General features: G+C 61.6%; 7 protein-coding genes. 5 read left to right on the forward strand and 2 right to left on the reverse strand.

Annotated elements, in window-relative coordinates; translation table 11 throughout:
• Nucleotides 1–1,221: an MFS transporter gene (locus FHT76_RS29770; protein ID WP_183862671.1), complete on the forward strand. Its 1,221-nt coding sequence runs from the start codon at nucleotides 1–3 to the stop codon at nucleotides 1,219–1,221.
• On the opposite strand, the gene dgcA is transcribed toward FHT76_RS29770, so the two are convergent.
• Entirely contained in the window at nucleotides 1,173–2,156 is a 984-nt protein-coding gene (dgcA, locus tag FHT76_RS29775) for an N-acetyl-D-Glu racemase DgcA (RefSeq protein WP_259186162.1), read from the reverse strand. The two genes, FHT76_RS29770 and dgcA, sit on opposite strands and share 49 nt — an antisense overlap.
• Nucleotides 2,157–2,255: 99 nt before the next feature.
• Between dgcA and FHT76_RS29780 the strand changes: the two genes are divergently transcribed.
• Genes FHT76_RS29780 through FHT76_RS29795 form a run of 4 tightly spaced genes read left to right on the forward strand, consistent with a single transcriptional unit; the run spans nucleotide 2,256 to nucleotide 6,291 of the window.
• A complete protein-coding gene (locus tag FHT76_RS29780) occupies nucleotides 2,256–3,425 on the forward strand; it encodes an MlaE family lipid ABC transporter permease subunit (RefSeq protein ID WP_183862667.1) in 1,170 nt (389 codons plus the stop codon).
• Nucleotides 3,426–3,434: 9 nt separating this feature from the next.
• A complete protein-coding gene (locus FHT76_RS29785; RefSeq protein ID WP_183757488.1) occupies nucleotides 3,435–4,280 on the forward strand; it encodes an ABC transporter ATP-binding protein in 846 nt (281 codons plus the stop codon).
• Nucleotides 4,281–4,289: 9 nt separating this feature from the next.
• Nucleotides 4,290–5,660 (forward strand): MlaD family protein, encoded by a 1,371-nt coding sequence (locus FHT76_RS29790; RefSeq protein WP_183757487.1) that lies wholly within the window; start codon nucleotides 4,290–4,292, stop codon nucleotides 5,658–5,660.
• 22 nt (nucleotides 5,661–5,682) lie between these two features.
• Nucleotides 5,683–6,291, forward strand: coding sequence for an ABC-type transport auxiliary lipoprotein family protein (locus tag FHT76_RS29795; RefSeq protein WP_183862665.1), 609 nt, complete (start codon nucleotides 5,683–5,685; stop codon nucleotides 6,289–6,291).
• Nucleotides 6,292–6,470: 179 nt separating this feature from the next.
• Here the strand turns inward: FHT76_RS29795 and FHT76_RS29800 are convergent, their stop codons facing one another.
• The gene (locus tag FHT76_RS29800; RefSeq protein WP_183862663.1) at nucleotides 6,471–13,136 is read right to left on the reverse strand and encodes a hypothetical protein; all 6,666 of its coding nucleotides are present in this window, start codon (nucleotides 13,134–13,136) and stop codon (nucleotides 6,471–6,473) included.
• Between the last annotated feature and the right edge of the window lie 174 nt (nucleotides 13,137–13,310).

A 13,310-nucleotide genomic window follows, 5' to 3' on the forward strand; every position in this document is an offset into this window, starting at 1 on the left:
ATGATTCCCGCTCAAAATCCTCCGGCAAGTGAGGGCGCGCCACCGCGCTTTCGGCTTCTCAGTGCCTTGTCTTACTGTGCGCCTTTGCTTGTTAATGGCGTTGCCTTGCCGTTCTTCCCGATGTGGCTCGCGCTGCACGAGTTCAACGATCATCAGATCGGCGTCATCCTGGCAGTGCCGATGGTCGTACGCGTGCTCGTTGCACCTATTGTCGCCATGTATGCCGACCGCATGAAGGAGCGGGCGGATGTATTGCTGTTTTCCGGAAGCCTGTCGCTGCTGACGGCGATTGCGCTTTACTGGACAAATACGTTCTGGCCAGTGCTGATCGTCTATACCATCCAGGGCGCGACTTTTGCCTGTTACGTCCCGGTCGTGGAATCGATCGTGATCTCGGGTGTAAGGCGCTGGGGGCTGGACTACGGGTCGATGCGGGTTTGGGGCTCGATCGCGTTTATTGTGTCCACCCTGATTGGCGGGCAGTTGATCGGGCATTGGGGCGGAGAGATGGTGCTGCCCGTGATGACCTTTGGTTTCGTCACGACAGTGGTCATGGCGATCTATTGTCCGCGGATTGGTCCGACACGCAGACGTGGCACGCCTGTCGATATTTCGGCGGCGACCGGGAGTTCGTTGCGTCAACCGCATCTGCTGGCCTTGCTGATCGGAGTCGCCATCCAGCAATCGAGCCACGCGGTTCTGCAGGCTTTTGCGTCGCTCTACTGGCGTGAACTCGGTTTTTCCGGCACGCAGATCGCTGTGCTGTGGAGCGCCGGCGTCGCGGCCGAGGTGACTGTGTTCTTTCTCTCGCGCCGGCTGAACCGTCGGTTCAGCGCCTGGACCTTGATTCGCTTCGGTGCGGCCGTCAGTGTCTGCCGCTGGATACTGTTCCCGATGCACTGGGGCTTCTGGGGCTTCTTTCTGCTCCAGTGCATGCATTCCTGCACTTATGCGTTCGTGCATACCGGCGTGCAACGCCGGATCGTTGCCACCGTCCAGGAGACCCAGGAATCGTCGGCCCAGGGCGCCTATTTCTTCTACAACGGCATGTTCCTGGGGCTGATGACAATTGCCTCCGGCTACCTCTACGCCTGGCTCGGCCTCGCCAGCTATTACGTCATGGCAGTGGTCGCCCTAACGGGCCTCGGTCTTGTTATCGCGGCTTATTATCTTCAGCCCCAGAGGGTGATCTCCGGCGGCCAGACGAGCGAGGCCGTGTAGCGCAAACCCGGGTCGCGGTCTCGAGCGAGAAGCAGCGGCCCGTCAAGGTCAACGAACTCAGCATCCTGCGCCAGCAGCACGGCAGGCGCCATTGCCAGTGACGTGCCGACCATGCAGCCGACCATGATTTGGAAATCAAGGCGTTGCGCCTCCTTTTTCATGGCCAGCGCCTCTGTCAGTCCGCCGGTTTTGTCGAGCTTGATATTGATCGCGTCGTAGCGGTCGCGAAGGCTCGCAAGATCGCCGGCGTGGTGGACGCTCTCATCCGCGCAGACGAGGACCGGCCGGCGAATCTCTGCAAGAAGTTCGTCCTTGCCTGCCGGCAGCGGTTGTTCGACCAAAGCGATACCCGCTTCGGCAGCAATGCGTAAATGGTGCTCCAGCGTGTCTTCCGGCCAGCCTTCATTGGCGTCGAGGATAATAGCCGCATCCGGCGCAGCGGCGCGAACAGCGCGGATTCGGCTTTCGTCGTCACCAGTGCCGACCTTGACTTTCAAGAGCGCGCGCCCGGCATTTGCGCGCGCCTGGTCCGCCATCACGTCGGGCTCGCCGAGGGAGATCGTGAAGGCGGTCGTCAGCGATTGGGGCTTGATCAGGCCGAGGCTCTTGGCGACCGTGTTGCCCGAACTCTTGGCCTCAAGGTCCCAGAGGGCGCAGTCCACTGCATTGCGTGCGGCTCCTGGCGGCATGGCGCGCTGTAGCTCCAGGCGCGTCAGGCCACCCTCGATCAACGGCCTTGCCGCTTCGATCTGTGCGGCAACACTCTCCATCGTCTCGCCGTAACGGCGATAGGGAACGCATTCGCCCCGGCCGGCGATCGGGTGCTCCCGGATTGTGCAGAGGATCACGTCTGCTGACGTCTTGGCGCCGCGCGAGATCGTAAACGTGCCTGAAATGGGGAAGGATTCCGTCTGAATTTCAAGTGACCGTGGCATATTTGCAATCCTGCGCGCATGGAAATTTGGTGTGGCTTGGGTATATTGATCCGAAGCGGCGAACCGTTAGTTCGCGAGTCGGCAATGTCGCCGTAAGCCTTGAAAGACACAAGCGTTTTGAAGTCCGAAACCCGTAACGCCGCGTCACTGCATGTGGACGACCAAACCCATGGATCGGGCCAGCTCGTTCATATCGAGGGGAACTGGCGGAGCGCGAACCTGCATCTCGTGTTGCGTGACTTCGAGAAGCTTACCGCCGCTCGATCTGGCGAAGTGACCCTCGATCTGTCGGGCGTGACCGATATCGACACGGCGGGTGTCTGGCTGCTCTGCCGGCTGAAGAAGCAAGTTGAGGGTGCGGGCGGTACCGTGCGCTTCGAAGGCAGCAACGAACATATCGACGAAATGATCGCGGAGTTTTCCGAAGAGCCGCCGCAGCTCGACCAGGAGCCGCAACGACGTCCAGGCTTGGCGGAACGAATCTTCGCGCCGATCGGCAAGATCACCTTCGATATCTGGAACAATCTCGCGGCCGCGATGTACATTCTCGGCTCCGCTGTCCGCGGCGCCCAAATGAAATTCGGGCGGGGTAGCGGCGTTTCGCCAGCGTCGATCGTCAACCAGATCGACCATATGGGCGTACGCGCGGTGCCGATCATATTGCTGATGTCGTTCCTGATCGGCGCGATCATCGCACAGCAGGGCGCCTTTCAGCTCCGCTACTTCGGCGCCGAAGTCTTCGTCGTCGATCTGGTTGGCATTCTGCAGCTTCGCGAAATCGGCGTGCTTCTGACGGCAATCATGATCGCCGGCCGTTCCGGTAGCGCCATTACCGCCGAAATCGGCTCGATGAAGATGCGCGAGGAGGTTGATGCGCTGAAGGTGATGGGGCTCAATCCCGTCGGCGTTCTCATTTTTCCGCGACTGGTTGCCCTGACTGTGGCGTTGCCGCTGCTGACCGTGATTGCGAACTTTGCTTCGCTCGCCGGTGCAGCCGTCGTCGCCTGGGCGTACTCCGGCATCACCTTCGCGAACTTCATCTCGCGCCTGCATGAAGCGATTACGCTGTCGACGGTCCTGTCCGGGATGATCAAGGCGCCGTTCATGGCGCTGGTTATCGGTATCGTCGCGGCGGTTGAAGGCTTAAAAGTAGGCGGCAGCGCCGAGTCGCTTGGACAGCACGTGACCGCTGCGGTCGTGAAGGCGATTTTCGTCGTTATCCTCATGGACGGGCTTTTTGCCATGTTCTATGCGGCCATCAATTTCTAAGGATTGTACGTGGACGGACAGCCTACACAGACCGGGAACAATGAAGGACGGGATGTCGTGCTGTCGGCGCGCGGCGTGACGGTCGCTTTCGGGTCCAAGGTCGTTCTCGACAATCTGAACCTCGATATCTATCGCGGCGAAATTCTTGGCTTTGTCGGCGCCTCGGGGACGGGCAAGTCGGTGCTGATGCGGACCGTGCTTCGGCTGCTGCCGCGCCGCTCGGGAAACATCAAGATTCTCGGCCAGGATTTCGACGAGCTCGACGAGCCGCAGCGCAATGCACTCGATATGCGGCTCGGCGTGCTCTTTCAGCAGGGAGCATTGTTTTCGTCGTTGACCGTGAAGGAGAACATCCAGGTGCCGATGCGCGAGTATCTGGACCTGCCGCAGTCGCTGATGGACGAACTGGCAAAATTGAAGATTCGACTGGTTGGGCTCGCGGCGGATGCTGCCGACAAATACCCGTCGGAGCTTTCGGGCGGCATGATTAAACGTGCGGCGCTTGCGCGCGCCTTGGCGCTCGACCCCGAACTGGTGTTCCTCGACGAGCCCACGTCAGGGCTCGACCCGATCGGTGCCGCGGAATTCGACGAGCTTATAGCGAGACTTAGGGACACGCTCGGGCTGACCGTCTACATGGTCACCCACGATCTCGACAGTCTCTTCTCGGTCTGTGATCGCATTGCTGTGCTTGGCAAGAAGCGGGTACTGGTCGAGGGAACGATCGACGACATGCTGGCCTACGACGATCCGTGGGTTCAGGCCTATTTCAAGGGCAAGCGGGCGCGTTCGATCGTGCCGCAGAGTGGCCACGCCGGCGAGAACAGCCTGGCGCAAGATAGCCGCGGGAAGTGAGCGGATACGATGGAAACAAAAGCGAACTACACGATTGTCGGCTTCTTCACGGTGCTCGTTATCGCAGCGGCGTTCGGTTTCGTGTATTGGATGGCCGAATACGGGCGTGGCGGTCCGACGGCGGAGCTGATCGTCCGCATTCCGGGCTCCGCGAACGGTTTGAGCGTCGGCTCGCCGGTGCGGTTCAACGGCATTCAGGTCGGCTCGGTCAAGTCGCTATCGATCGACGCCGATGATCCGAGCTTCTCACTCGCCTTCACCGAGGTGCGAGTCGACGCGCCGATCTATCCATCGACAAAAGCCATCCTGGAAATCCAGGGCTTGACGGGTGCGGCCTATATCGAACTCTCGGGCGGCAAGATCGGCGAAAAAAACATCCTTCAGCAATCGATCGATAGCGGCAAGCGAGCGGTGATCGTGGCGGATCAATCGAGTGTCACGAATCTGCTGGCGACAGCGGATAAGATTCTGGACCGCGCCAACGATGCCATCGGGCAGGTTCAGGGGTTTGTGAAAGACGCGCGCGGACCACTGACCAAAACGCTGCAGAACGCCGAGACGTTCTCCGACGCCTTGGCCAAGAACTCCGGCAACATCGACTCGTTCCTGCAAAGTGTCGGGCAGCTCTCCGATACCATTCGCAAGGTTTCTGGTCGCGTCGACTCGACGCTTGAGGCAATCGAGGCACTTGTGAAGGCCGTCGACGCGAAGAAGATCGATACCATTCTCAGCAATGCCGAGAAAGTTAGCCGCGACGTCGCGGATGCATCTGGCAACTTCAAGGGAGCGATCCAGAAGTTCCAGGAGACAGCAACGACCTACAACGACCTCGGCAAGAAGGCACAGGCGACACTCGACCGGGTGGATACGCTTGTAGCACAGATCGATCCGGCCAAGGTCAAAGGGTCCGTCGACGACATCTCGCAGGCGACCAAGGATGCGCGCACCGCTGTCGCCTCGATCAAGGACGTCGCGAACACGGTTGCTGCGCGACAGAAGGACATCGATCAGACAATCCAGAACGTGTCGCAAATGGCGAACAAGCTGAACTCGGCGTCCACGCGCGTCGACGGCATTCTAGTCAAGCTGGATGCGCTGCTCGGGACCGACAACACGCAGTCGCTTTTTGCGCAAGCGCGTGACACGCTTACCTCCTTCAAGAAGGTGGCCGACAACCTCAATTCTCGCATTGGCCCGATCGCCGACAATCTGCAGAAATTTTCCAGCGGTGGACTGCGAGATATGCAGTCGCTGATCAACGACACACGCTCCACCGTACAAAACCTTAGCAATGCGATCAGTGACTTCGACCGCAATCCGCAGCGGCTGATCTTCGGCGGCGATACTGTAAAGCAATATGACGGCCGGACGCGGCGTTAAAAGGGACATTAGGGGAGCGCATATGGCCGTATCGGATCTGGTTCAGCGTCGTTCGTGGCTATCGACAACCGCGATCGCGCTGCCGCTATTGGCAGGCCTTGCCGGCTGCGGAACCTCTGCAAAGAACGACACCTACGATCTATCCGGTTCGGTGACCGGCAGTGGACCAGCGGCGAAAGGCCGGCAAATCCTGGTGCAGCAGCCGACTGCACTGAAGGCGATCGACAGCGAGCAGATCGTCGTTCGGGTCGCTCCCTCGCAAATACAGTATCTTTCCAAGGCGCAATGGGGCGACAAGCTGCCGCGCATTGTTCAAGCGAAGCTGGTCGAGGCCTATGAGAACTCGGGCAAGGTCGGTGGCGTCGGTGTACCGGGCCAGGGGCTGGCTATCGACTACCAGCTCGTGACGGATATCCGGTCCTTTGAGATCGACACCACCAGTGGCAGCCGCGCGGTTGTCGAGATCTCAGCGAAGATATTGAATGATCGCAACGGTACCGTACGCACTCAGAAGGTGTTCAGACAGGTCGTGCCTGCCGGTGGCTCCAACGATGGCCTGGTGAAGGGCCTTGATGGTGCATTCTCGGCCGTAGCCGCTGAGATCGTCGCGTGGACGCTGCAGTCGATCTGATTCTTGCGTGGGCGCGGACGGCAAGCGCCGCAGGCCCATGGAGGCGTAGCCGCGACAAATAGACGGACGTGTGCGGCTTGGCCTGAAGTCTAAAGAAGGTCTTAGCCGAATCTTTGCAAGGGCAACTTCCGGAAATGCAAATGGCCGCCGAAAGGCGGCCATTTTTGATTTCCGAGCGCTTACTTCAGCCGTCCGGCTGCGTGGGCGAGCATCGTATAGACCTTGCCGGTGTCCGAGGTCAGATAGGACTGCGTGATCGTCTTGTCGCGATCGCCACGGGAGACATCGGCAAGCAGCTTCTCGAAGTCAGCGATATAGCGATCGACGGCGGTGCGGAATTCCGGCTCGCGATCGTACTTGCGCTTGATCTCGTCGAAGGTCTGCTGGCCCTTGAGCGTATAAAGCCGGCGGGTGAATACATCACGCTCGCCACGCTGATAGCGACGCCACAGATCGACCGATGCGTCATGATCGATCGCGCGGGCGATATCCACGGAAAGCGAATTCAAGGATTCGACGACGTGGCGTGGGTTGCGGCTGTCGGACGTGCGGGCCGGCGCCGGAGCGGGTGTCTCTGCGCGCGGTGCCGGTTGCCGCGCTGGAGCCTCCTCGGCGGCCTCTTCACGCGAGGCTCCGCGCAGGAGGTCGCTGATCCAGCCGCCGGTTGCCGGGGAGGCCGGAGCCGGTGCGGCCACAGGTGCCCGCTGCGGTGTTGTAGTGGCAGGCGCCGGCGGTGTCAGCGAGCCGCGTAGACCGAAGTTTTCGATCGGCGAGGGTGTCACGGCAGGAGTCGGAGCCGGGACCGCCGGAGGAGCCGGTTGGGGTGCCTGCTGGGCAACAGCGGGCTGGGCCGGACGCGGGGCAGGCTGAGGTTGCGGCTGCGGAATGGCACGCGGCGCAGGCTCGGAAATCTCCAGTTGCTGGGTCGAACGACCAACGATGTGGGAGATATCCTGCAGCGCCTTGATCTGCTCGGCCACGGCTCGGCGCATTGCGGCGGCGCTCTCCTTGGCTTCCTCGGGAAGGTCGAATGCACCGCGCTTCAACTCGCTGCGGGTCATATCGAGTTCCTTGCGGATATCGCCGGCGGAGCGGCGAATTTCCTCGGTAGCACCGGAGAAGCGGGCCACAGCCTCGTCGACTGCTTCGCGAAGCGATTCGCGCATCTGCTGGGCCGCACCGTCGGACTGGCGACCGGCTTCGCCAAGCATCCGCTCGACTTCCGAGAGCGATGCCGTCAGGCCACCGCGCAGGCGGTTGGAAAGCTCGCCGGAGCGGCGCTCGGCGTTGCCGAATGCGCCATCGATCGTTGCGTTGGCTTCCTCTCCGGCCTTTTCGAGGGCTGCGCGCATGGTCGCGGCTGCTTCCTCCGCACGCTTTTCGGTTTCAGAGAGAACGCGGCCTATGTCGGAGAACGAAGACTGCACGCTTTCACGCAGCGTCCCGCTGACCTGGTTGGAGCGCTGCTCGGCGCGGTCAAAGGCGGATTCGACCATGCCACCCAGAGAGCGCATCGTCTTTTCGATTTCCTCCGAGCGCTGGACGAGACCAACAGAAAGGTTCTGCAGCGCGGTTTCGCGATCCTCGAGGGTCGAGACGAGATTCGATTGAGCCGCCGCAAGCAGCCCGGATGCCTGGCTGAGGACCTTCGAATGCTCGTCGAAGCGACCGATGATCCCACCGACCTGGGCAAGCGTCTGGCCGGAGATATCGGAGAGACGATCGACCTTGCCCTCGAGCAGACGCGTCGATGCGGACACCATCTCAGCGGCCTTCGATGCGGACTCGGTGAAGCGCGAGGTCGTATCGCCGAGGCGGCCATCGACCGCGGCCAGATTCTCGGTCGCACGGCTCATCATCTGGCCCATGGCGGAACTGTTGTCCGACAGGCGCTCGATCAGCTGGTTGACGTTGGTAAGCAGGCTGCTTTCCATCGCATCGACGGCGGAAGACGCACTCTCGGTGCGTGCGGCAATCGCGTTGATCAAGGCTTCGTTTTCGCTGCGAAGGCGCTCGGTGCTCCGTTCGGTTGCCGCAGTGATGCGAGCGGCGGCGTCCTTGCCAGCCTCAGCGTAACGGTCGATCAGTGGGCGTGCGGTCTCGTCGAGGATGCGCGACAGCTCGGTGGAGCGGCCGGCAAGCATCGAGTTGAGTTCGCGCGTGCGGTCGTCCAGTGTCGTGCGGATGGCGCTGCCGCGTGCATCGAGCGCCTTTTCGACGTCCGTCAACGTCGAGTCGATTTCGCGTGTGCGATCTTCCAGGCTTGAGCGGATCGCGTTCCCACGCGCTTCCAGGGCGCGTTCCACTTCAGCCATAGTCGAGGCGATTCCCTCGCTTGCGTCGGAAATCGTCGTACGGATGCCGGCGCCATGGTTTTCGAAGGTCGCTTGTGCGTCGCCGAGAGCGCGGGAAATGGCACCAACCTGGCCACTGACCAAGGTCTCGGCTTCCGCGACTTTCTTGATGATTGCGTTGCCAGCTTCCGAGAAGGTTTGAGCGACGGCCGCTGCCTGGCCGGCGAGGCGGTTCTGGGCTTCCGAGACCCGACCGACGATCTGTTCGGAGCGTTCCTCGATTGCGCGGCTGAACTCGTTGCTTTTGCCTTCAAGGCTTTCGGCAAACTGCTGCCCCGTGCGGCCGAGGTTTTCGGCGGCGCGGGCGGCTTCGTCATCCATTCCCTGTGTCGTTTCAGCGACCGCGCTGCGCAGCGACGCAGCAAGGCCGGCGGCCTTGCCTTCAATTGTGCGGTTGACCGCATCCAGGCCGACCGTCAGGGCTCGGTCCATGGTCGACAGGCGTTCTTCGATGCGCGCACTGCCACGTTCCATTGCCTCGCCGATGCTTGCCGCGCGGCTGTCTATGCCGGAGGTCAGATTGGCCGTGCGGCTGTCGATTTCCGTCGTGAGGTTGGCGGTGCGGCCATCAAGCGTTTCGGCAAACTTTGCGGCGCTGTCGTTGAGCGCCGCCGCAATCCGGTCGGTTGCTTCTTCGCCAAGCGTTCCGAGGCGGGAGATACCGTCGGACAATGTGTCGGACAGGCGACCGCCAGCAGCATCGACCTGCTCGGCGACACCGCCGACGCCGTCACGAATGCGATTCTCGAGAGCGGCAAGGCCGGCTTCGACACGAGAGCCCGTTTCCGCAAAGCGGCCGGTCATGCCCTCGATGGACTGGTCGAGCTGCGAAGAGAAGGTTTCCGCCGACCGCGAGATCTCGCTAGCGGACTCCTGGAACCGACCGGCAATGTGGCCCGTGCTGTCGCGCAGCCGATCTTCGAGCGCCCGGGCGCTGTTGTCGATCGTCTGGCGAAGCGAGACCTCATGGTCTTCCAGCGACATTTCCAGCATGCCGACACTGGTCGCGATCGATGCGCCAATCGTCGTCGCCTGATCGGAGAGCGTGTCACTGATGCGGCTGTGCGCATCGCTGAGCGCCAGATTGATCGCCTGCTCGCGATCAGCGAGCGTCGAACGAATGCGCTCATGGGCCGATTCCAAGCCCCCTTCAATGCGCGTCGCGGCATTGCCGGTCAGAGCCTCGAAGCGATCGTGGGCGGCGGCAAGGCCTCCTTCGATCCGGGATGCGGCGCTGCCGTGCAGTGTCTCTAGTCGCTGATGCGCATCGCTCAAGCTGTATTCGATGCGGCTGGCGGCGCTGCCGGTGAGTTGCTCGATACGGTCTCCGCCGGTCGAAAGCGTGCCGGCCAGCGTCGCTGCGTGATCGCTCAGCGAACGCTCGAGGCGTTCCTGGCTCTCGGTGTAAGCGCTCCGAATTGCGTCGGACTTGTCCACGAGGGCGCCGGCAACGCGAGATTCTGCGCCAGCCACTGTGTCGAGCAACGCATTGGTGCGCGCTTCCAGCGCGTCGTCAAAGCGGCTCTGGCTTTCGCTGAAGGAGATCGCGAGCGCCATGGCCTTCTCGTCGAGCGTATCGGAAAGACGGTCCTGAACCGTGGCAATCGAATTGGCGATGGTATCGACGCGCCGCCCAAGCGCGTCCTCGATGCGGCTGTGACCCTCGTTCAATGATACGGCGAGCGCCATGACGCGATCATCGAGCGCTTCGGTGATCCGGTCATGACCGCCGGTGAGTGAATGGCTGATCGCGTCAGCATGATGACCGAGCGTGTCTTCGAGACGGGTCTGGCTCTCGTTCAGGGAAATGGCGAGCGCCATTGCCCTATCGTCGAGAGCTTCCGTGAGCTTCTCGTGGCCGCCGGCGATCTGGTTGGAGATCGTTTCGACATGGTGACCGAGCGCGTCGGCAAGGCGGGATTGTCCCTCGTTGAGGGAGATGGCGAGCGCCATCGCCTTGTCATCCAGAACGTCGCTGAGCTTCTCGTGGCTGCCGGTGAGCTGGTTTGCGACCTTCTCGACATGGTGGCTGAGCGTGTCGGCGAGGCGGGACTGCCCCTCGTTCAACGAGATGGCGAGCGACATCGCCTTGTCGTCAAGGACTTCGCTGAGTTTGTCATGGCCGCCTGCGAGCTGGTTTGCGACGGTCTCAATATGGTGACTAAGTGTATCGGCGAGGCGGGATTGGCCCTCATTGAGCGAAATGGCGAGCGTCATCGCCTTTTCATCAAGAGTGTCGGCGAACCGTTCGTGGCCGCTGGCCATCGAAGCCGCGATCGAGTCGGCACGCTTGGCGATCGTATCCTCGAAGCGGTTCTGGCTTTCGTCGAGCGAGATCGCGAGTGTCATCGCCTTGTCGTCGAGCGTTTCGGCAAGGCGCTCATGGCTGCCGGCGACGGCGTTGATGATTGCTTCGGAACGGCTTGCAAGGGTGCTCTCGAATCGTTCCTGGCTGTCGGCGAGGGCTGTCGTCAGCGCGCCACCGCGATTGGCCATGACGCCGTCGATCCGTTCGTGCGCCGAGTCGAGCGCCTGCGTAATATCAGCGGCGCGCCTCGAGATCATCGTGTTCAGATCGTCGGCACGGCCAAACGCCGAAGTGATCTGCTCGGTACCGGCGGATACCGCGGAACTCAGGTCGGAGGTCGTGGACAGCAGCGTGTCGCGGAACTCCGTCGCCCGCGCCGAGAGGTTGTTGTGAAGTTCCGACGTGCCGGATGCCAGCGCCAGCGAGATTTCGGAGGTTGCGTGGCTTAACGCCGACGTCATACCCGTCGTGTGGGTATGGATCGCTTCGGTAACCTCGGAAACCTTGCCTGCCAGCGAGCTTTCCATGACTTCCTGGCTGGTCGCGAGGGCCGTTGCCAGTGCGAAGGACTGGTCGGTCAGCGATGCGCCAAGCCGGTCGATGCTCGAGCTCAGAATGCCGTTCAGGGACTCCGAGCCACCGGTCATAGTCTCGTTGATGCGATTCAGGCTCTCCATGAGCTTCGTATCGAGCGAGCCGGCCCGCTTGTCGAAGGCGTTGGCGAATTCAGCAACGCGTTCATCGAACGAGGTCGACAGCTGCGCGACCGTCGCCTGCAGTCTCTCGTCGAAGAAGCCGGAGCGCAGGTCGAGATCCATGATAGTGTCGTCGACACTGGATTGCAGGCTTTGGCGGAAGCTCGAACCCTTCTCGTCGAGAGCACTGTTCAGCTTGGAGAGGACGTCATCAAGCGTGGTGCTGATCGTGCGTTCGCCGCCCGTCAGGCTCTCATTGATCTCGCGGGTGCGGGCAATCAGGATCTCGTTCAGCTGACGGGCACGGTCGTTCAACGCCGCGTTCAGCTTTTCGGCGTTGCTGTCCATCGTGGACGCACGCGTTTCGAACTGACGAAGGATCTGATCTCCGTGTTCGCTCAGGCTCGACGTGAGAGAGTCCAACCGTGTGTCGAATTCGTTGGTGAGCGCGAAGCCGGAGGAGGTCAGCGTTTGCAGCAGCGAATCCGTCTTAGCCGCGAGCAGCGTGCCCAGCGACTGGATCGCCGACTCCGATTTTTCAGTGATCGCCGCGGCGCGGGTGTCGATCATCGACGCGAAGGCTTCGCCGGAGGTTGCGAGGCGTACCGCGATTTCCTCTGTCGCAAGCGACAGGTCTTCCTTGAGCTGATCGTGGACGCCTGAGATCGACGTACGAATGCGCTCGGCGTGGTTGACGATCGCTTCGCGCTCCGAGCCAAGCTCGTGTACGAGGCCGCGCACGCGCAACTCGTTGTCGGCGTAGCTGCGCTCGAGCGCGTTGACCTCGGAGTGGACGAGGGTTTCCAGTTCGGACGCACGGGCAATGGTGCGCTCGATGCCCTCGTTCATTGCCGAGACTTCGCGGCGAACCGCCTGGCCGACCGTCATGATGCGTTCGGAGGCAACGGTCTCAGGCTCCGAGAGGCGGAGCGCAACTTCGGCCATGGAGCGTGCGGCATTGCGCATGTCCTGGGCGCGGGCCATCATGACCGCGAAGGCATAAAACAACAGCACCGGCACGATAATGCCGATAAAGCCGGCGATGACGCCGGGCAGTCCCAAAAGATCGGCGATCGATCGGATCTGCCAGATCTGCGGCGAATAGAGCAGGGCCATCAGGCCGAGTCCGCCGACGATCCACAAAAGCGACACGAGGGTTGCATTGCGCATAGCCGATCGGCTGGAGCCGTTCTCGAGGGACTTCAGAAGCGAAGCCGGCGATATGCGGTTGGCGTCGTTGGCGGCGAAGGATGGAGCGCGTGACGGCTGTTCGGGCTGGCGAGGCGTGCTAGCAGCGCGGGCGCGCTTGGCATCGGTCTGGTTCTGCTGATTGCGGGCACTTGGTGTTTCGGACAATTTGGCCTCCGGGGCGTCGGTCTTGCCGTTGCGAGACAGCGTATCGTCTTCTCCGAAGTCGATCTGGAGCGCTTCGTCCAATGCCTTGAACGCCTTGTCCTCGATCGACTCGTTGTACTTGTTGTTCGCCATTTACGTTACGCCTCGTTACATCCCAGCCGGTTCAACAACGCATCCGGGCTTCCCGCCGAGCCCGAACAAAACCTTAGCCTCTGAGCCCGCCCGTCCACGCTGCCGAGGACGGATAAGCATATCATTTCAGAGTGGATAGCTGCTTTTTCATACAGACGGTATCAAAACATTACC

The organism is Rhizobium sp. BK176, from assembly GCF_024808055.1.